This is a genomic window from Enterocloster sp. OA13 (assembly GCF_022440595.1).
In the GTDB taxonomy this organism is placed as follows: Bacteria; Bacillota; Clostridia; order Lachnospirales; family Lachnospiraceae; genus Enterocloster; species Enterocloster hominis.
In genome coordinates this window covers 5,531,826-5,553,436 of record NZ_JAKNTF010000001.1, presented here as the reverse complement: position 1 = coordinate 5,553,436, position 21,611 = coordinate 5,531,826, and the positions used below count along the sequence as shown (strand labels likewise).

17 protein-coding genes are annotated in these 21,611 nt (G+C 48.9%); 13 read left to right on the top strand and 4 right to left on the bottom strand.

Translation table 11 applies throughout. The features are described from left to right. Positions 1 to 174: 174 nt before the first annotated feature. From MCJ35_RS24855 to MCJ35_RS24840, 4 genes are all read right to left on the bottom strand, one after another. Positions 175 to 783, bottom strand: a complete 609-nt coding sequence (locus MCJ35_RS24855; protein WP_025484733.1) for a hypothetical protein — start codon at positions 781 to 783, stop codon at positions 175 to 177. After that, complete coding sequence (locus MCJ35_RS24850; protein ID WP_025484734.1) at positions 776 to 2,068, bottom strand: AAA family ATPase; 1,293 nt, start codon at positions 2,066 to 2,068, stop codon at positions 776 to 778. Before MCJ35_RS24850 ends, MCJ35_RS24855 begins: the two co-directional genes overlap by 8 nt. Before the next feature lie 386 nt (positions 2,069 to 2,454). Then, positions 2,455 to 3,150 (bottom strand): YitT family protein, encoded by a 696-nt coding sequence (locus MCJ35_RS24845; protein ID WP_025484735.1) that lies wholly within the window; start codon positions 3,148 to 3,150, stop codon positions 2,455 to 2,457. Positions 3,151 to 3,298: 148 nt separating this feature from the next. After that, positions 3,299 to 4,726 (bottom strand): PspC-like choline-binding domain-containing protein, encoded by a 1,428-nt coding sequence (locus MCJ35_RS24840; protein WP_025484736.1) that lies wholly within the window; start codon positions 4,724 to 4,726, stop codon positions 3,299 to 3,301. A 499-nt stretch (positions 4,727 to 5,225) separates the two neighbouring features. Here MCJ35_RS24840 and MCJ35_RS24835 point away from each other — a divergent pair, with 499 nt between their 5' ends. From MCJ35_RS24835 to MCJ35_RS31705, 13 genes are all read left to right on the top strand, one after another. Further along, on the top strand, positions 5,226 to 5,900 hold the full coding sequence (locus MCJ35_RS24835; RefSeq protein ID WP_025484738.1) for a nucleoside recognition protein: 675 nt from the start codon (positions 5,226 to 5,228) through the stop codon (positions 5,898 to 5,900). A 165-nt stretch (positions 5,901 to 6,065) separates the two neighbouring features. Then, on the top strand, positions 6,066 to 6,755 hold the full coding sequence (locus MCJ35_RS24830; protein WP_008726591.1) for a DUF554 domain-containing protein: 690 nt from the start codon (positions 6,066 to 6,068) through the stop codon (positions 6,753 to 6,755). 648 nt (positions 6,756 to 7,403) lie between these two features. Continuing rightward, entirely contained in the window at positions 7,404 to 8,573 is a 1,170-nt protein-coding gene (locus MCJ35_RS24825; RefSeq protein WP_025484739.1) for a MalY/PatB family protein, read from the top strand. Positions 8,574 to 8,620: 47 nt separating this feature from the next. After that, positions 8,621 to 9,991, top strand: coding sequence for an APC family permease (locus MCJ35_RS24820; RefSeq protein ID WP_025484740.1), 1,371 nt, complete (start codon positions 8,621 to 8,623; stop codon positions 9,989 to 9,991). A gap of 273 nt (positions 9,992 to 10,264) precedes the next feature. After that, on the top strand, positions 10,265 to 11,545 hold the full coding sequence (locus MCJ35_RS24815) for an NAD(P)/FAD-dependent oxidoreductase (RefSeq protein WP_227796578.1): 1,281 nt from the start codon (positions 10,265 to 10,267) through the stop codon (positions 11,543 to 11,545). Next, positions 11,542 to 13,680: a molybdopterin-containing oxidoreductase family protein gene (locus tag MCJ35_RS24810; RefSeq protein WP_240299689.1), complete on the top strand. Its 2,139-nt coding sequence runs from the start codon at positions 11,542 to 11,544 to the stop codon at positions 13,678 to 13,680. Before MCJ35_RS24815 ends, MCJ35_RS24810 begins: the two co-directional genes overlap by 4 nt. A gap of 4 nt (positions 13,681 to 13,684) precedes the next feature. Next, positions 13,685 to 14,197, top strand: a complete 513-nt coding sequence (locus MCJ35_RS24805) for a 4Fe-4S dicluster domain-containing protein (protein ID WP_025484741.1) — start codon at positions 13,685 to 13,687, stop codon at positions 14,195 to 14,197. 11 nt (positions 14,198 to 14,208) lie between these two features. Next, complete coding sequence (locus MCJ35_RS24800; RefSeq protein WP_008726583.1) at positions 14,209 to 15,102, top strand: DMT family transporter; 894 nt, start codon at positions 14,209 to 14,211, stop codon at positions 15,100 to 15,102. Positions 15,103 to 15,244: 142 nt separating this feature from the next. Next, the gene (locus MCJ35_RS24795) at positions 15,245 to 15,922 is read left to right on the top strand and encodes a FadR/GntR family transcriptional regulator (RefSeq protein ID WP_162158534.1); all 678 of its coding nucleotides are present in this window, start codon (positions 15,245 to 15,247) and stop codon (positions 15,920 to 15,922) included. A gap of 165 nt (positions 15,923 to 16,087) precedes the next feature. Further along, positions 16,088 to 16,924 (top strand): pentapeptide repeat-containing protein, encoded by an 837-nt coding sequence (locus MCJ35_RS24790; RefSeq protein WP_025484742.1) that lies wholly within the window; start codon positions 16,088 to 16,090, stop codon positions 16,922 to 16,924. 274 nt (positions 16,925 to 17,198) lie between these two features. Then, the gene (locus tag MCJ35_RS24785; RefSeq protein ID WP_240299809.1) at positions 17,199 to 18,074 is read left to right on the top strand and encodes a glycoside hydrolase family 25 protein; all 876 of its coding nucleotides are present in this window, start codon (positions 17,199 to 17,201) and stop codon (positions 18,072 to 18,074) included. 156 nt (positions 18,075 to 18,230) lie between these two features. Then, the gene (cysK, locus tag MCJ35_RS24780) at positions 18,231 to 19,163 is read left to right on the top strand and encodes a cysteine synthase A (protein WP_130790192.1); all 933 of its coding nucleotides are present in this window, start codon (positions 18,231 to 18,233) and stop codon (positions 19,161 to 19,163) included. Positions 19,164 to 19,178: 15 nt separating this feature from the next. Continuing rightward, positions 19,179 to 21,269: a sigma-54 interaction domain-containing protein gene (locus MCJ35_RS31705; protein ID WP_008726578.1), complete on the top strand. Its 2,091-nt coding sequence runs from the start codon at positions 19,179 to 19,181 to the stop codon at positions 21,267 to 21,269. The last annotated feature ends 342 nt before the right edge of the window (positions 21,270 to 21,611 follow it).

Below are 21,611 nucleotides of genomic sequence, written 5' to 3'. Positions count from 1 at the left end.
TGTTATATATAAGGATTTATTCTAAAAGACTGGGACAGATGTGAAGGATGCGCCGTATATCATGATGATATGCGGCGTCTTTTAATATTATGGATAATTATGTAAATCAGTCTCATATCCGGTACTCCATCCGAAGTCATACTTTGAGTGGATTGTGGGGGATTAGGAAAGTCTTTATTTCCCTTTCTTTTCCATCGTCTCCTGTGCTTCTAATTCCCTATAAAGTAATCCCAAGCCCTTTGATACTTTTTTGCTGATTAACCCTATGTCAAGTACCTGGACAAATCCACTGACTTCCTGACCTTTTGTATAAATTTTATTTGCCTTTTTAAACAGGGATTTCAGCTTTTCATAGCCATTTACTCCGCTGGGCTGCACATCTGGTTTTAGTTTCAGAAACTTCTTCACTCCTTCCATATCGAGCAAAAACCAATCTTCGATGGATTTTTCTGCCTTGATATGAATAACCCTTTCTGCACCATCCTGCAAAAGCATTTTTTCGATATTATCCCAGTTAATCTTTGGTTTCTGGACATATCCAAAGACATCGGTATCGTAACATAGCGCGACTACTACGGAATATCCGTCCAGCTTTGGAAGTATTTCCTTCAAAAATATTCGATTGACTTCTTTCTTAAAACCACCAATGCCATTCACACTTCTGCAAATTATTTTGTGGTTAAGCTTACCGGATGCAGTACATTCTCTTATATACCTTATTAACTCTTTATAAAATTCAACCTCTGTTTTTCCTTCTACAAATAATACTAAACATTTATTCAACTGATCCACTCTCCAAGTATGTTTCAATTTCACTTTCATCATCTGTTAACAGTGAAAAAATATAATCGCCTAGCTTCATATCCACAGAGTCGGCATCATCTAAAAGAGCCTTTTCCTTGCTCTTTTTAATGCCATAAAACTCCGCTAAGCCTCCGCTTTTATGAATACCGACGTAAATGCTGTCTATATCCATGAAACTGATAATATATGGAGAATGACTTGTAATAATGACTTTACAGTCATCCAGTAAATCTGCAATAATTTGAAGATAAGTTTTAAATAGGGATGGATGTATGGAATTTTCAGGCTCCTCAATTGCAATCAGGGAAATATTTTTTTCCTCCAACCCCGCCATGATTATCTTGGTCAAAATCATAAAAACCCTTTTGGCACCATCTGACATAGCCCCGAAATCTATCAGCTTACTTAAATTCCTATCTCTTACGAAAAGCAGGTAAATGCTGTTGGATACAATAAAAGGTATATCATCTGGTACAACAACCTCACCATTTTTATTGATTTGAAGTTCTTTAACAATAATATCCTCTATATCAGGAAAAAGACGTTTATAAGCGTCAAGAAGCAGGTCAAACTTTCCAGGATTTATTTGTCTCAGTTTTGCAATGACCCTGGGCAGATTTTCTGCATTTATGAAATCATCCAGCATTCCCTTTCTGATAATGGGACTCGGCACATAAAATTTCTTGACATCAAAATTATTTTCCATATATAATCTTAAATCGTTTAATTTCTTAATGATTTCTATATAATACAACTGATCAAATGCTTTTAATTTATTTGCAACTAATTCCAAATCTTCAATGGCAGTTACTGTTGTACATCTTCCTGTTTCGGAACTTTTATAAAATGCCTGTTTTCCCTGCCTGTTAATTAATTGAGTATATTTTGTCCCTTTCACATCAACTTTTATTTTTAGATATTCATCGGAAATTTCAGCCTTTTCACCATCCGATTTTACCCATCTAAAGGAAAATCCATAAATAATCCGATATTTTATTTCATTAATTGATGTTACCGTTTCCACCTCGAATCGAAAATCTTTATCTACAGATGACTTATTTATTGGAATAAGGTCGTCTCCCTGCATAAAGCCATTACGTTCATCTTCTTTTGCCCTTATAAAATCAAGGCCGAATTGAATGCCTGCTAATACATTGGATTTACCAAAGTTATTTACTGCTACTAATGCTGTGATTTTGTTGAAAGAGATATCTACCCTATTTAAGTTTTTAAATCCATCCAGGTGAATCCTTTGTATTTTCATAATTACCCGTCCTTTACTTTTATTTACCACAATGATATCACTTGAAAAATTTAAAAGCAATATAATTTATCGTTTTATATATAATTATATTCATTTTACTTCTTATTTATTCAAAAAAAGTTAATATATATTGCTTTTTAAAAATTCAATATATGACATGTACTTTTTAAAAGTTAATTCCGATGTCATGATTCTATAATTAAAAGCAGAATAAATATCCAAATAGTATGGGTGTTCCTGAATCGAAATGTGATACAACATGACTGGTTGGGAGAGTTTGATATAAGTTAAAAATATGGAAACAGGATCAGCAGGAAAAAGCGCCCCCTGGCTTCCCTCATCAATGAGGCAGGCCAGGGGGCGCTTTCATGACATATGATTTATCATCAGGTTACCGTACTGCATTCCCCTCCATCTTCATCGTCATCCTTATCAAGTCCGTCCTTATCAAGTCCATAGTTCTGTATGAAATCAATGAGGAATGATGAAACCGTGACCGTGATGAGCGAATATACGATGCGCCTTGCAGGGATGTAGGACAGGGATAAGACCAGTACCGTGACATCCGTGAGCAGGTAGGCCCTGGAGATACGGCAGCCCGTGATCTTGGAGATGACCAGGGCCAGGGCATCATCGCCCGCGCAGGAGGCGCCCTGACGCACCACAAGCCCGCAGCCTGTTCCGATAAAGCACCCGCCCACCAGGGAGGCTGTAAACGGCGCGTCTGCCAGGCTGGGGAGGAGCGGCGGGAACATTTCCCATAAACGGAAGAATCCGGCCATACATATGGTTGCAAAGATGGATGTCTTAAGGAACTCCCTGCCCAGGTATTTGAACCCCAGGGCATAGCTTAAGGTATCCAGTACGGGTGACAGTATGGAAGATGACATGCCTATCCAGAAATTGAACAAAAGGATCAATCCCAGGATACCTCCCTCCGTGATATCTGCCTGTCGGTGTACATTGTAGATCCCGAAGGTGGTGATGGCTGTGCCAAGGATGATGGATAACACGGTCTTTGGGGGAAATGTCATCCTTAAATCCAGGACAGCCCGGCAAGCCAGCTTCTTCAGCTGCTTCATAATAAAACTTCCTTTCTGAAAAAAATATTGATAAAAACAGGTATGGGCGGCAATGGAAACCGTATTGGTTCCGCTGCCGCCCTGTCTGCTACATTATACCCCATGTACCCGGGGGAAAGTCAAGTTAAATCGGTGTATATCATTCCTGTCAGTCCAGTTTTTCACTTCCAGAATCGACAATAATTCCCTTGCTGTCTGTCTTATAGTAGGTATCGTCGGAATCCTTGATGTTTTTCTTGTTCTTCATCAGCTTGCCTGCGGTGCTGATCAGATAGGTCTCATCCTTGTAGGTGAATGGCTGGTATTTGGTGCCTTCCTCGGCCTCAATCCTTCTGCCCTTGATGTAGATGGAGTCGCTGTCGATACCGTCGATGCCCGCGCCCTTTTTGCTACCGGATTTCTGGAAGCTGTAGGCGTATTTGTCGCCGTCCAGTTCGATGGTAACCGTACCTGTCTTCATGGCGCCTTCCTTTGGTGAATCTGCGAAGTAGTATACGAATACGCCGTCTTCGTCCTCATCCGGCAGGTCGTCAAAGGATTCGATTTCCTCAGCCGTGCGGATGGTCTTGCCGTTTTCCTCAAATTCAATTTTGTAAAGGCCGTGGAGCATTTTGCCGTACTGGTCGAAACCATAGGACTGGCCGTTGATTTTCTTGATTTCAGCCATTGCCAGGTCGCCGCTGGAATCAGCATAGTACCACTGCTCGTCGCCGTCATCATGGCCCTCGGGGTCAATGTCCTCGTTGGGGATGGCCTTGAACCAGCCCGTGGACATCCAGCACTGTTCCTCTGAGCTGTAGAATTTGTTTACTGCATTGGAACCGGAAGCAGTGCCTGGATTATTGTACCATTCAAAATGTGCGGCGCCGTTTTCGTCAAAACGGTATTTGCGCCCGTTGATTTTCTTATTGTCATTGTCCTTGGTCTTTTTGCCGTTGGTGGCAAAGTAGAACCAGTAGCCGTCGCCCTCACGCTCCGTGTCCTCATCGTTTTCAGCGGTAATGTATTTCCAGCCGGTGGCTACACGGCCATCGCCGTTCTCGCCGCAGTAGTACATCCCGCTTTTCCAGGCGTCGTCATCCGTGAGCATTTCCCCGCTCTCGTCAATCCAGCCAAAGAGCATGCGGCCTTCCTCGTCAAAGGTATATCTGCCCTGTCCTGAGGCGTTGGGAAGGGTTACGAACTTGACATTGTCGCTGCTGCCGGATTTCTTCACGGCCTTGCCGTTGGACTGGAGGTAATACCAGTAGGTGTCCGGCTCATCGCCGCCCGCATCCTCATTCTCAACCTCCCTCCATTCGCTGGTTACCATGGCTCCGGCTGAGTTTACATAATAGTAATTGTCGTCCTTCTCAATCAGCTGGCTTTTTGCCATGGTCCCGTCTGAATCAAGGTAGAACCAGTTGTTGCCGGATTTGGCGAACACATCCGTTGCCTTGCTGCCGTCCTTCTGATAATATACCCATTCCCCATTTTCCTCTGCCCATCCGGTTGCTGCAAATGATACAAGGGCGCTTCCAAGGGTAAGTCCTAATGCCGCGCAGGGTATTATAAACCATTTTGTCTGTTTTTTCATGATCCATTCTCTCCTTTCAATTATCGGGGGGTGGTGCACAGGGCCTGCCTCATGGGGCGTACGGCCCTGCTGCACCGGCGTCATATCTGACATGGTTGAGAATATACTATGGAGCCGCTCCAAGGTCAACCGAAGTCAGGGAACCGTAAAGAACCGTAATATTTGGTGCGTTCAGCGTAAGCTTTCTTACGGATTCATTGATTTCGCGGACGCACTGTAACAAGGCGTCTGGATCCATTATGCGGAGCGGGGATATATTACGGAAAATGGTTTAAGGGGACAGAAGGGGAAAATGGATTCCGGGGGCAGCGGTAATGATTTTGTCATGTATCATTTGCTTTTTAGTAATGTTTTTGCAAATAATCCTGTTTTTGAAAAATCCGGGATATAAATCCGGGATACACAGGATGGCAGAAGCCCGGGACCATATGGTATACGGCCTGGCGTCACGGAATACATATAGGATAGAATGAAATAATGCAGACAGGATGGTTTACATATGCTTAATTACCTTTGGGCCGGAATGATGATAACAGGTATTTTGTGGGGGGCTTTGCACGGCCAGCTGTCAGCTGTGACTGAGGGCGCCCTTCAGTCGTCAAAGGAGGCGGTAACCCTGTGTATCACCATGCTGGGCGTCATGTCCTTGTGGACCGGGGTGTTGGAAATCGGCCACCGGTCAGGTCTGGTGGATCAGCTGGCCAGAAGGATGTCCCCTCTCCTGACCTTCCTCTTTCCGCGTCTTGCGCCGGAAGGCGAGGCCAGGAAACAGATTGCGGTAAACATGATTGCCAACATACTGGGACTTGGCTGGGCCGCGACCCCGGCAGGCATCAGGGCCATGGAAGAGCTTAAGGCAGTGGAGGAGGAGCGCAGGTGTGCGCAGGATACAGGGACTGCGCAGGATACAGGAGGCGCACGGGATACAGGGCGCGCGCCGGGAAAAAGGCATGGACCTGTTCCCGAGGGAACGGCCAGCAATGAAATGTGCACCTTCCTGATTATCAATATCTCATCCCTGCAGCTGATTCCCATGAACATGATTGCATACCGCAGCCAGTACGGCAGCGTGAACCCCACGGCCATTGTGGGACCGTCGCTGGTGGCCACCTTCATATCCACGGTGGCTGCGGTGATATTCTGCAGGATTATGGACGGAAGGCGGGGAACATGAAGTCCTCCGCCTTCCGGCGGCCGGAAAAATTATTTACAATTCCTCTTTACTTCGCCGCCAAACATGATATAATACATAATAAGTCAAAATCGTATGAATTACAGCTAAGAATTACAGCTAAGAATTAAAATGGATTAAAATACGGATAAAGGGGATAACAGGACCATGATTGGAACAATTGCCAATACAAGTACCATACTCATAGGAAGCATAGTGGGAAGCACATTAAAAAAAGGAATCGGGGAAAAGTATAAAACAGTCATGATGGATGCCATGGGGCTGGCGGCAACCGGACTGGGAATCAACTCCATTGTCCAGGCCATGCCGGAATCCAGGTATCATGTATTATTTATTGTGAGCCTGGCGCTGGGCGGCCTGATTGGGACAAGGCTGGACCTGGCGTCTGCATTTGACCGGGTGGTTTCTAAGATATCAAAGGGCTCCAACCTTGCGCAGGGGCTGTCAACCGCCATCCTTTTGTTCTGCGCGGGCACACTTTCCATCCTTGGGCCTATGCAGAGCGCTTTGCAGGGAGATAATACCTTCCTGTTTACCAATGCCATCCTGGACGGGATTACCTCCATTGTGCTTAGTTCAACCTTTGGGTTTGGGGTTGCCATCTCTGCGGGCGTCCTGTTCTGCTGGCAGGGAAGCATCTATATGCTTGCCAGGGTAATCGAGCCATTCATCACGGACCCGCTCATGACGGAAATCAGCCTGGTGGGCGGGATACTGATCCTCAGCAGCGGACTGGGTATCCTGAATATCAAGCAGATTAAGACCTTGAACCTGCTTCCGGCCCTTCTGGTGCCGCCCGTGGCAGTTACAATCCTGACGGCTCTTGGAATCGGCTGACGGATGCCGGATGCCGATGCTGGACGCGGATATTGTCGGATATCGGATGCGGATATCGGATGCTGGATATCGATGCCGGATGCCAGGAGCGCCGCCAGTATTATGGAAGCGATGTAAAAGGATTTAACAAATATTAGCAAGGATTCTCCCATTCTCTAAGGTGGTGGGATGAATTGCCAAAAACAAACTTAACGGCAGTGGTGGCGGAGAGTAATCGATATCCCCCACTTCCATGAGGTCAACCACGCATCTACGTAGGGTGCAGTCGCACTTAGACAATATACCGAGCGTGGATTGAAATAAGGAAAACAGCAGCAGTTATTGGAAAATAATAGAAATCAGCCATAAAAGCACCTAATCTTGTCATGTATCAAGATAGGTGCTTTTATATTGTCAAGAACTTAACAACTACACATGTAATGTATAATAACAAGATAAATCCGTAATAGTGCACAAAATAGCCATATAATATTTGTGCAAAAGCGAAAATTAGGCGATATCTTACAAAAGAATAACGGTAAACAGTTGCAAAGCCACATGTAACTTGTTATAATACATGACATGAGTAGACGATAGCGCCATGTAAACTTGTCATAAACATAACAGGAATGGCTGCCGCCAATACCAGTAAAGAAAGGATATGTGGTTATGTACGATTTTGACAAAGCGATTGACCGCAGAGGAACAACCAGCATTAAGTGGAACAAGCAGTATGCATTTGGGCAGAAGGACGGGCTGCTGCCGTTCTGGATAGCAGATACGGATTTTGCGTCCGTGCCGGAAATCCTGGATGCCATCAAGGAACGCTGTGACCATCCGGTCATCGGATACAGCGAGCCGTTGGACAGCGTGTATACGGCAATCCAGGGATGGTGGGAGCGCCGCCATCAGTGGAGGCCGGATACGGACTGGATGCTGCTGAGCTACGGCGTGGTGACAGGTATTTATTTCACCCTGAACGCAGTAGTGCCAAAGGGAGGGAAGGTCCTGGTGTTTACACCGGTATACGACCCGTTCTTTGCAGCTGTTAAGAACAGCGGCCACACATTGGTGGACTGTCCTCTGGACCATAAGGATAATTATTACAGCATTAACTTTCAGGCATTTGAGGAAGAACTGAAGAATGGCGTTCAGGCAGCCGTCATCTGTAACCCCCACAACCCCATCGGCCGCGTATGGACAAGGGAAGAGATGGAGCGCATTGTGGAGCTGTGCGTGCAGTACGGCGTATACCTGTTAAGCGATGAGATCCATGCTGATTTCGGAATGGCACGTCCCTACACCACAGCAGGAAAGTTCGAAACGATTTATGACAGGCTGGTGGTTTACACTGCCATCAGCAAGACCTTTAACATGGCTGGCCTGGGTTCCTCCTGCATGATCATTCCTAACCCGGAATTAAAGCAGAGGATATCAGACAGCTATGATGCGTGCTGGATGTTCGGTCCATGCGACCTTGCGTTCACAGCCATGGAGGCAGCCTACACACACGGGGATGCGTGGGTGGACGAACAGCTGGCCTACCTTAAAGGCAATGTTGAAACCGTCAATTCGTTTGCGGCGGAACACATGCCCAAGGTACAGGTCACAAAACATGAGGGCACCTTCCTTATGTGGCTGGATATGACCTGCTTTGGAAAAAGCAGCGGGGAGCTGACATCAATCCTTGCAAAAGAGTACGGACTGGCCCTGGGGGATGGAAGTCATTACGGAACCCAGGCAGAGGGATTCATGAGGCTCAATATCGGATGTACCAGGGACACGCTTATAAAGGGACTGGAACAGATGGCAATGATGTATGACAAGTATGTAAAGTAAGAAATGCTATCAATGTAAAACTCTACTAATAAGGGGGAAATTTTAGAATGAGTAATACCAAAGAAAACACCCATAAAAAGATAGGCTTCAGCGACTGTATGGGACTGGCTGTCGGACAGATTATCGGTTCAGGGATCATGGTGCTGACCGGCGTTGTAATCGGCCTTACGGGCCACGGCACACCGCTGGCATTCATCCTGGGCGCGCTTTTAGCAATCGTGACATGTGTCCCGTTCATCATCCTGACATCCACCATACCGGCATCCGGCGCAGGCTATACATATGTGAAGCGTCTGATGGGAGACAAGGCAGGTTTCATGTACATCGGCATGTTCGTGCTGAGCCAGGTGCTGATTGCAACATTTGCAAAAGGTTTTGCAAGTTACTTCTGCTCCATTTTCACTGGCTTTAACGAATCACTCATAGCCATGTTTGCACTGGTTGTCTGTACCGGCGTTAATATGATCGGACTCCAGTCCAGTGCCAAGGTCCAGAAATGCATGGTTGCCTTCCTGATGGTCAGCCTGTTTACATTCATCATATTCGGTCTTCCAAAGGTTAACTGGGGAACCTTGAACCTGGCAACTAAGAACATCATGCCCAACGGACCTAAGAACTTCTTTACAGGTGTTGCGCTTTTAAGCTTTGCCTGCGGCGGCGCGAAGTTCGTTGCTGAGAACGGCGACGATATCATCGAACCGTCGAAGACCATACCCAAGGTAATCATCCTGTCCACTTCCATCGTAGCCGTATTCTATGCGCTGATCGGCATCGTGGCAGCCGGGGTGCTGCCCATTGAGGATGTGGCGTTCCAGAACCTTACCCTGGTTGCGCAGGAGATTTTCCCAACCTGGCTGTATCTTTTCTTTGTGTTCGGCGGCGCCATGTTCGCACTGCTGACCACCCTGAACGGAACACTGAGCTGGGTGACCCGCGGACTCCAGGCAGCGGCCAAAGAGGGCTGGCTTCCTGAGAAATGCGCGGAGGAAAATAAAAACGGCGTTCCGGTCATCATCCTGGGTGTGTTCTTTATCATGGGTGCTCTTCCGCTCGTAACGGGAATGGACCTGACACTGATTTCCAACATGGGCGTGGGAACCGATATGATTACAGAATTCATGGTCCTGCTGGCATGCTGGAACCTGCCGAAGCATCTGCCTGAGGAATATAAGAAGTCCGCATTTTATATGAAGGACAGCACCTTACATACAATCCTTCTTTTCATCGGATTCCTGATGCTGGGAACCTCTTACGTGAACCTGTCAGACCTGACGGTACCGGCAGCCATCTGCTGTGTCATCTATATCGTGATCCTGTTTGTATATACACAGGTACGTTACAAATACGTGGCATCCAAGAAGGCAGAGGGCGCCCGGGGCGCGGTCCGCATGGAAGCAGCCGCATCAAAAGAGAAATAATGAAACTGATTTAACTGATATGCATATAAAAGGGTTGCTGTGGCACAGGACCCTGGAGCGTGTTTGGGATTTCAATCCCGCCATGCGTACGCCCTGCAAAGCGGGACGCACGCATGGCAGGATGTAATTTCCAGACACGCTCTGGGCAAAAAAGGGATGCCGTACGCATCCTTTTTTGCCGCTTTATGGATTAGGGAAGAAAGATAACAGAAGAAATATAACAGAAGAAAGTCATAGAAGAAAGACAATACGGAAAGGGGCTGATACGCAGTCATGGAACGTTTTGCAATTATAGGATTCGGGTGCGCGGGCTATCATGGGCTGGCCGCCATCCGGGAAGCTGGCTGTGATGCCGCCATTGATATATACAGTGATACGGCTCTGCCGCCCTACAACCCCATGCTTACCACTTATTATACAGCCGGGCGCCTGCCCTTTGAGGGGATGTTCCCCTTTGGCACCCTGGAAGAAATCGCGGGCCGCTATAAGGCCAGCTTCATCACCCATACAAAGGTTAAGGCTGTGAATGCACGGGAAAAGGCTGTTATAACTGAGGACGGACAAACAAGGCATTACGACAGGATACTGGTTGCAACCGGGGCCTCGGCGTTTGTGCCCGGCTCATTTGCAGGCCTTAAAGGGGCATTCTGCATGAGGACGGTAGAGGATGCGGTCCGTCTCCATGATGCCCTTGCGGCCAGGGATTATAAAGACGCAGTGGTGGTAGGCGCTTCCATGGTGGGAATCAAGGTGGCGGAACTCCTGCATAAGAAGGGCATCCACGTGACCCTGGCCGACATGGCGCCCCACATATTTGCGCTGGCGGCATATCCCCAGGTATCGGAAATCATAGAGGAACGCATCCGGGCCATGGGCATGGATATGGCCTTCGGGCAGGCCATCACATCAGCAGAGGAACATGTGGACGGACAGGGAAATGTCACAGGCTACACGGTCCATCTGGGGGACGGCAGCTGCCTTGAGACGGAAATGCTCATATTAAACATAGGAACCAGGGCATGCACCGGAATACTGGACCCGGATGAGATTGCCATTGACAGGGGAATCGTGGTGGATGAACGCATGCATACCAGCGCCAGGGACATTTTCGCCGCAGGCGACTGCTGTCAGGGCAACAACATGCAGTCCGGCCAGACCCAGATCATCGGGCTGTGGGCCAACGCAGGGGTCCAGGGCCGCGTGGCCGGACGCAACATGGCCGGTGTGGCGGATGGGACGGACGGCAATATACTGCACAATATCACCCATTTCCTGGATATGGATTTCATCGGCCTGGGAGATAACCGCCTGACCGGGGACACCTATACATACACCAACAATAATAAAGGTTTTTACCTTCAGGCCGTCATTCAGGACGGGAAGCCGGTGGGATTCAACATACTGGATAACCACGGTATATCCGGTATCCTGAAAGCACATCTGATTAAACTCCTCAGGGGCGAGCCATGCCGTTTTACCCCGGAGCAGAGGGGGCAGCTGGTGCGTTATGGGCTGGAAGAAAGTTTTATGGATTATTTGGAGGCAGCGATATGACAGAATTGGAACGTAGGATAAAAGCAAAGATACCCGGACCTGACACAGGGATTGAGGTCCGCCACACCATGTGCGACATCTGTTCGCCGGGTATGCACTGCGGTATCAATGCCTACATAAAGGACGGTAAAGTAATTAAAATCGAAGGCATTGACGGCCATCCATCCAATGACGGGCGCCTTTGTACCAAGGGGATGGCCAACCGTGAATACATTTACAGGGAAGACAGGATCAAGACGCCTTTAAAACGGGTTGGGAAACGCGGTGAGGGCAGGTTTGAACCAATCTCATGGGATGAGGCGTATGCGGAAATCGCAAAGGGCTTAAACCGCTGTAAGGAGACATACGGGGCTGAGAGCGTTGCCTTTTATTCCGGTTATTCCAAGTGGTACCGCCAGATGTTAAGGCGTCTGGCCTACGCCTTTGGAAGCCCCAACTACGGCTGTGAGTCCAGCGCCTGTTACACGGCGGCATTCATGGCATGGAAGGTGGCCGCAGGAGAGCAGGGGAATCCTGACATGGGTAATTCAGACCTGTTCCTGGGCTGGGCATTTAACCCGTTCTATTCCAGCTATATGGGCGCCCACAACGCCATGGAACTGAAGGAAAAAGGACTTAAGTTCCTGATCGTGGACACCCGGCGCACGCCGGCCACTGAAAAACTGGCGGATTTATTCCTCCAGCCGAAAACCGGGACCGACGGCGCCCTGGCCCATGCAATCGCCAATGTGCTCATAGAAAATGACTGGATTGACAGACCCTATATAGACCGCTATGTGTACGGGTTTGAAGAGTACGCGGAGTATGTAAGGCAGTTTAATGAAGGAAACATCGAGTCCATCACAGGCGTGCCTTACCCCCAGGTAGTGGCGGCGGCCCGGCTGATTCACGAAAATCCCCGGATGAGCTGCAATGAGTCCTCCGCCCCCTTATGCCATCACCGCAACGGGCTTCAGAATTACCGCTCGGTCATGGCCCTGTTGGCCATCACGGGCAACTTTGACAGGACGGGAGGACAGAAACTGTCCGTGCACAGCTACATGCATGTGCCCTGCGGATTTGAGACAAGGGAGAACCAATACCTGTATGAGACAAGGCCCGGGGATGTGAAGGAGCCGGTGGGGGCTGAGCGCTTCCCGCTGTGGAACTACCTGGAGGGGGAGATGCAGGCCATGGATATGCCGCGTCAGATCCTGGAAGGTAAACCATACCCCTTAAGGGCCGTGTTCGCACTGGGGCTGAATGGGCGTATGTTCCCGGATTCAGGCCGCATGTTTAAGGCGCTGGAAAGCCTGGATTTCTTTGTTGACACAGACCTTTTCATGACAGACACAGCCATGTGGGCGGATATCGTGCTTCCGGCCTGTTCTTCCTTTGAGAGAGGGGAGTTCAAGCCGTATCCGGGCGGCGTTGCCTGGTATACCAGCCCGGTAATTGAGCGCATCGGGGAAGCAAGGAGCGATGTGGAGATCTGTACCGAACTTGCAAGGGTCATGGACCTGCCGGACGAGGTGCTTAAGAACGGATATGAATATTTTATCCAGCACTATATACTGGATGATTTCGGTGTGACAGTGGAGGAACTTAAGAAGGCAGACCTCCCCGTCAGGATTGCAGAGGTAAGCACGCATGGTGATCTGGAACTGCTGGAAAAGGGACTTAACACGCCAACCGGGAAGTTTGAGCTTAAGAGCGCTATTATTGAACAGCATCCTGAGTGGGGGCTGGAGCCGCTGCCTACCTATAAGGAGCCATTAGACGATGCGGATCCGGAAGCATACCCATTTGTATTCACATCCGGTTCACGTATACCAGGAGCCATCCACAGCCGTCTGCACAAGGTTCCCAGAAACCGCTCCCTGCAGCCCGAGCCGACCGCAGATATGAATCAGGCGGACTGTGACCGCCTGGGAGTCAAAGAAGGGGATTGGATTGAGATATCCACGGCCCGGGGCGCCATCAGGGTAAAGGTCCATCCCACCTTGTCCGTACCTGAAAAACTGGTCAACCTGTTCCATGGGTATTCGGAGGCCGATGCCGAGAGTATCATGGATGGGGACCATCTGGACCCGTATTCAGGATTCCCGGCTTACCGCTCCACCAGGTGTGCGGTCAGGAAAGCAGGAGGTAATTAAGAAAATGAAACGGTATTTATATTTTGATTCAGAAAAATGTTCTGCCTGCGGCGCCTGTGCACTGGCCTGCATGGACCAGAATGACATTGATATCCCGGCAGGGGAGCAGCCCTTCCGCCATACCTTCACCCTGGAAGGCAGGACCGGGGACCTGCATTTTTATTCGGTAAGCTGCATGCATTGCGCGGATGCGCCCTGCGTCATGGGCTGTCCCTGCGGCTGCCTTACCAAGGATGCAGAATCAGGGTTCACACTTTACGATACCACCAACTGCATTGGCTGCCATTCCTGTGCAATGGCATGCCCTTACGGTGTTCCGGCCTTTGGCCCTGACGGGAAAATGCGCAAGTGTGACGCGTGTATCGAGCGCCAGAAAGCCGGGATGGTCCCGGCCTGTGTCAAGGTCTGCCCCACAGGCGCCCTGACCCTTCTGACGGAGGATGGATTTAAAGCCAGACAGCTGGCGGAGCAGAAGAAAAAGGCTGTGGAAATGATGAAGAAACAGCTTAAGAGGTGAGAAACAAACGTATGTTAATCGGAATAATTGCTGTGGCAGGAGCAGCCACTTTATTAGGAATCATGCCAAGTATGCAGAAGACGCTGCTGGTGGACGGACTACCCATGAACAGCCTGATGTTTTTTACGAACCTTACAATCAGCCTTGTGTGCCTGTTAATGGCCCGCATAAAGGGACGCAGCTTAAAGGCGTCCAGGATACAGCTTATCCAGGCGCTTATCATGGGAGCCAGCGGGATGATGTTCACGGCGCTGCTGTTAAACACCAGTTACCTGTATCTTCCGGTGGGGACGGCCATCATGCTGAATTTCCTGTATCCCACCGTGGTGTGCATTATCATGGGGACCGTGTTCAGGGAGGGATTTTCCAAACTTCAGGTAGCTGCAATCATCGTGTCCATAACAGGCATGGCCTTCTTAACCGGGGCGGGCGGGAAGATGCCGGTTATCGGGATCGTGACAGCCATTGCATCCTCCCTTACCTATGGGGGATATCTGATTGCCAATGAAAAGGGGCCTGCCAATGACCTGCCAATCGAGGCAAAGCTGTTTTATGTATCCCTTCCAGGAACCGTGATATTTGCAGTGCTGTCAGCAGCCACAGGAACCCTTCAGGCCCCGGCCGGGGGATTAAGCGGCTGGGCCCTTCTGATTGGCGGGTCCGGACTGTTCACGGTGAGCGGTTACTTCCTCATGATGTATGGAATCAGCAGGCTGGGTGCATCCACGGCAGCCTTTGTGTCCATGCTGGAACCGATTGTCAGCGTGGTATTCGGCACCATCTGGTTTGATGACCCGGTGACACTGGGGATTGTGGCGGGCGGCTGTCTTGTGGTTACCAGCATACTGTTCATTACGTTTGACGGGTTCTTAAAGAGCAGGGCGCAGGCGGCAGGACACCCGTGAGACAGGGGCTGGGCATTTTAGCTGCGGTTTGTATCTGAATCCTGCAATGGGGCTTTTATCTGGATCCCTCCAGGGCTTGCACCTTGGGAACCCCCTGTGTTATAATACTTTCACATTATTTTATAGGGGTGGAGGTAACAGCATGTTTCAGGTAGTGGACAGGCCCAAACTGTACGAGCAGGTAGTTGAGCAGATAAAGAACATGATTGTGCAGGGGATATATAAAAAAGGCGACCTGCTGCCAAGTGAAAAGGAACTGATTGAGATGACCGGGGTCAGCAGGATTACGGTGCGTGAAGCCCTGCGCCTTCTCAATGAAGCCGGAGTCATCGAAACCCACAAGGGCAAGGGGAGCTTCGTGGTGGTTGACGGCAGCGAACTTGAAAGCGGGGAAGAGGAGACGGAGGCATATAATGAGCAGTTCATTAACTCCACCAATGCACGTATCCTTCTGGAGCCGTCTGTGGTAAGGGAAATCGCTGTTACTGCCACGGATGAGGAGCTTAAGGCCATTGCAGGATGCATCGGCTCAAAGGGCTATGAGGACGGGGAATTCCACCGTTCCATCATAGCGGCCACCCACAACCCTGTGCTGCTCCAATGGTTTGACCAGATGAACAGTATGGAGACATCCCCTGCCATCCGCAGCCTTGTGCCTCCGGTGCGCCAGAAAAGCGTGGCTGCCAAGATTGCCCAGCAGCATCAGAACATCAGCGATGCATTGATGGCAAGGAACGGGGAGTTTGCTTATTTTTACATGAAGGAACACCTGGTATTTATACGTGATACGTATCAGGAATACTTTAAGGTGTTCTATTAACAGTGAAGACAGACCGATGGGACCTGTGGGAGCACGGGAAAGGACGGTCTGTCTTTTTTGATTTATGCAGCGCTTCCTTGGCCTTTGTTGACTTCATTCTCCTAACTATTTATACTATATCGTAGTGGTGTCACAGATGTTACGCCTTTTGAAGGAGGTATCCATATGATATATGAAAAAGACATTGATTTATCCATATTCGAACCATATAAGATCAACTGCAGAAGCTGCAGCGGATTATGCTGTGTTGCCTTATATTTTTCAAAATCGGATGGGTTTCCTAAAGATAAAAAAGCCGGGATAGCCTGTAAGAATCTTCAGTCTGATTATCAATGCAAGGTATATCCACAATTATCGGAACAGGGGCTGAAAGGCTGTATGGCTTATGATTGTTTTGGTGCGGGGCAGTATGTTACCCGTTATATTAAGGACTTGCCGAATTGGCGTACGATTCCCCAAAAAGAAGCGGAACAGATATTCAACTCGTTTTTAGCTGTCATGAGGGTATATCAGACGCTTTGGTATTTATCACAATGTTTCATATTACAGTTGCCGCAGTCCGAAAAGAAACAGGCCGGATTGTTAATTGACGAGGGAAATAAATTAATAGATATACCGTTGGAAAGGCTGGCTGTTTTAGATGTCCAGCCATTTTGTGGGAAGTCGAATAACTACCTCAGGCATATCTGCACAATATTCCAGTCCTATTTTCCTGATTCAGGTAAAGTATCTTCTAAGAATTATATTGGAAAAAATTTGAAACAAAAAAACCTTAAAGGCAAGGATTTCAGCATGTCCTTACTGATTGCGGCTAATTTAGCACAATCCAACCTATACGGGGCCAATTTTTTAGGCGCTGATACACGTGACACGAATATATGCAATACCGATTTAAGCCAATGCTTATTTTTGACGCAAATACAGATCAATAGCGCAAAAGGGAATAATAAGACCATCCTTCCCCCATACCTGCACAGACCTAAAACGTGGGACTTAACTTAAAAAGCACTTTTATATAACAAGATGGAGCCGTTCCAAGATAATCCGCATTTTGCCATATCCCAACTTGAAAGGAATTATTAATAGAATGATAAAGTCTGGAAGCCGGATACATGGTAAGATTGGGGAAACGGCAATAATAATTATATGAGGTGACAAAAATATGAAAATGAGAGATAAGAAAATGTCAGGCAGAGCAGCCCTCCGGTCCTCCGCCAAAACCCCCATCCGTCCGGTATTCAGGACAGCCGTGCTGGCAGGCATCCTGGGGGCGGCAATGACATTCACATCCATGGGAGCCCAGCCATGGACCATGGAAAACGGACAGTATGTGGATGCGTCAGGCGCCCCCATAGCAGGCGCCCTGGCAAAAGGAATCACGGTAACCAAGTACCAGAACAGGGCCAATGCGGAAAATGGCATTGACTGGGCAAAGGCGGCTGCAGACGGGGTATCTTTTGCAATGATACGTGTTGGCTATTACAGGGATAAGGACCCCTATTTTGACCGGAATGTAATGGAAGCCGATGCCAATGGAATCAAGGCAGGGGTATTTTTCTATACCCAGGCCCTGGATGTACAGACAGCCATTGACGAAGCGGGGTATGTGCTCAAGGTGATAAAGGATTTCCCCATCTCCTACCCCATTGCCTATGATGTGGAGTCCCAGCACCTTCTGGACAACGGCCTGACCAGACAGCAGATTACGGATAATGTAAATGCGTTCTGCAAGACCATAGCAGATGCAGGCTACCGCCCCGTGGTCTATGCCAATAATGAGTGGCTGACTAAGAATATGGACACCAGCCAGATCCCCTATGACATCTGGTATGCCAGGTATGGAACCATAAACAGCTACCCCAACCGTACCATATGGCAGGGCACGGACACCGGAACCGTGGACGGCATCAATGGAAATGTGACCATTGAGCTTGCATTTGCGGATTACGCATCCCTGATACCGGCGGACGGCTGGAAGCATGTGGACGGCAGCTGGTATTACATGAAGGATTACAGGAAACAGACAGGCTGGGTCCAGGTGGACGGATCATGGTATTATCTGGATCCCAATGGCTGTATGATAAGCAATACCACCATGGATATAGACGGTGTATCCTATACCTTTGGAAGCAACGGGGCCATGGTCCAGTAGCGGACAGTTTGCGCTAGATCAGGTAAAATCAATTAAAAATCTCTGTAAATACAGGGGACGCACATAATACATACTTGACAAATGTGTGTCCCCGCCCTATAATCCTACTAAACCTAGTATTTAACTATGAATTATGGAAAGGGAAAGGTGGAGTCTATGGAAAAGATTTACAAAGGCGTGATGGAGCTGGTAGGAAACACCCCTCTGGTAGAGGTGGCCAACATTGAGCGGCAGGAGAATCTGAAAGCACGGATATTGGTTAAGCTGGAATATCTGAATCCCGCGGGCAGCGTGAAGGACCGGGTGGGGAAGGCCATGATTGAGGATGCGGAGCAGACAGGCAGGCTGAAACCAGGTTCCGTCATCATTGAACCCACCTCAGGCAATACCGGTATCGGCCTGGCGTCCATTGCGGCCGCAAAAGGATACAGGATGATACTGACCATGCCCGACACCATGAGCATAGAGCGGCGCAACATACTGAAGGCTTACGGGGCGGAGATCGTGCTGACTCCCGGGGAGCTGGGCATGACAGGTGCCATTGAGAAGGCAGAGGAACTGTCAAAGGAGATTCCGGACAGCTTTATTCCGGGACAGTTTGTGAATCCAGTGAACCCCAAGGCCCATATAGGCACAACCGGGCCGGAAATCTGGAACGACACAGATGGGAAAGTGGACATTTTCGTGGCAAGCGTGGGAACCGGGGGAACCATTACCGGAACCGGTACCTACTTAAAACAGCAGAACCCGGACATCCAGGTAATCGCAGTGGAACCCGCCACCTCGGCCGTGCTGTCGGGAAAGGCCGCCGGCCCCCACAAGATCCAGGGAATCGGCGCTGGTTTTATCCCTGAAGTGCTGGACACGGGCATATATGATGAAATCATTGCGGTGGACAATGATGTGCCCTTTACCACTGCGAAACTGCTGGCAAGGAAAGAAGGCATACTGGTGGGAATATCTTCAGGCGCAGCCCTGTATGCGGCCATCCAGGTGGCAAAACGTCCTGAAAATGAGGGGAAGACCATCGTGGCCCTGCTGCCGGACAGCGGGGACCGGTATTATTCCACGCCTTTGTTTGTGGAGTAGGGGGGAAGGTAATTTTTGAAACGTGTAGCAGTGATTTCTTATGATGAAAGGGCCGGGGCATTCCATGCGGAACAGATGGAGTTCCTGTTTGACAACCGGATAGAGGCATTTTCAATGGATGTGCCGTCCATCAGGAAAAATGGATTGGAAAAAGCAGACCTGTACTGTATTACCACGGATGCCCTTGAAAATCTCCCTGATTTCCATACCCAGGTGGAGGGCGGCATTCCCATTGTCATGCTATGTGTCACATTTTCCCATGATATACTGCAGCGCCTCAGCCTGATTCCCTCAGGGACAGAGGCGCTTCTGGTCAACCTGAATGAGCCTATGGCCCAGGAGGCGGTTACAAAGCTGATCCAGCTGGGGGCCAGCCACATTAATTACATACCTTTTTATCCGGGGGCGTCCCTTAAGCTGGCAGAAGGTATACAGTATGCAATCACACCGGATGAGGCGAGGTACGTGCCGGAAGGGATTCCCCATATCATAGACGTGGGGCAGCGGCAGATGGACAGCGGGACCCTGGTGGAAATCGCATTGAAGCTTAAGATGTATGACTTATGGGAGAACCGTAAGTGGAAGGCCCATCTTGCTTCCATTGCATCCAATAATTATAATTTCGATGAGCTGTTCGGGAGGGCCTTGCGTTTGGAATCCAGTTTCCAGAGCCTGATTGACATCATGGAGATCGGTATCCTCGGCATCAATGAGCAGGGCGCCGTATTCATCTGTAATAAAAAGGCTGAGACAATTGTGGGAAGGAATCTTGCAGATGCCATCGGACAGCAGGCAGAAGAGCTGTTTCCCTACCTTCCCTTTGAGGAGTGCAGGAGGACACACAGGAAAATAGATGCAAAACTGGTTAAAATCAACCAGAACCCGGTGACAGTGGGCATATATCCCATCAGCCATAACCAGAAGAATATGGGGTTTCTTGTCATGCTCCAGCATTTTGGCGAGGAGGAGGAGAAGCAGCATAAGATACGTAATCAGCTGTTGAATAAGGGCCATACGGCAAAATACACATTTGATAATATCATTGGGATCAGCCCGTCCATTGACCGGGTCAGGGAAATCGCAAAAAAGATGGCGGGTACCAGGGCCTCCATCCTGATTACAGGGGAAAGCGGTACGGGAAAGGAACTGTTCGCCCAGGCCATCCACAATGCATCGGACCGCAGGGTTGAGCCGTTCATCGCCCTAAACTGTGCGGCGCTGCCTGAGAACCTTCTGGAAAGTGAACTGTTCGGCTATGTGGACGGCGCGTTTACAGGAGCAAAGAAGGGCGGCAGGCTGGGATTGTTTGAGTTTGCACATAATGGCACCCTGTTTTTGGACGAGGTGGAGGGCATGAGTCCCATGCTCCAGGTGAAGCTTCTGAGGGTGATTCAGGAACATGAGGTGATGCGCCTGGGGGATACCAGGCTGATATCCATAGATGTAAGGATTATAGCAGCCACCAACCGTAACCTGGAACAGCTGGTACAAAAGGGGGAATTCAGGGAAGACCTGTATTACAGGCTTAACACGCTTCCCATCAACCTTCCGCCCCTCAGGGAGCGCACGGAGGACATCATACCGTTAATCCAGATGTTTGCAGAGGAAAATGGTTCCAGGTTCCAGCTTTCCGGGCCGGTTTGCGAGGCGCTTAAGAGCCACTGCTGGAGGGGAAATGTCAGGGAACTGAAGAATTGTGCGGATTATTTTTCTTTTCTGGACAAGAAGGTCATTGAGTATGAGGACCTGCCTCCCGGGTTCTTTCATGGCAGGGCGAAGCCGGAGAAGGAGCCGTCCCTGGAATGCCAGGACAATACAATCCTGGAATTCAGGCAGATGGCGTCCATGAGGCAGGAGGCGTATCTCTTTGTCCTGAATAAGATTCTGGAAAGCAATCAGGGCAGGGTTTCCATCAGCCGGGAAAGACTTTCCGGATGCAGCCGCGAGGAAGGGCTCAATCTATCCGTCTATGAGGTGAGGGAGATTTTATGTGAACTTGATTCCATGGGATATATCATGGTCCGTAAAGGACGGGGCGGGAGCAGGATTACGGATAAGGGGAAGTATGTCCTGCACTATAGCGCTTTGGATCCTCAGGGGAAATGATGGATGGACGGCAGGGTTAATGGCAGTATTAGTAGTATAAGCGGCAGTATTAATAGCAGTATTAACGGCAGTATTAGCAGCATAATTAACGGCATAAAAACGGCATAATTAACGGCAGTAAAACGGCTTAAAAGAAACCGTTTTACTGCCGTTTTATTTCCCCCTTTTTCAGAGATAGAGGGAAGGGGGAGTATTCAGCCAGCCTGTAAAAAAAGTTTTTTATTGATATAGCCTGATAAAATCAACAGATTCACAAAATCCCAATAAAATATCAGATAATTGGCACGATAATTGCGTGATAATATGGTACAAAGCGTTTCATACGTTATCCGGAGAATGTAT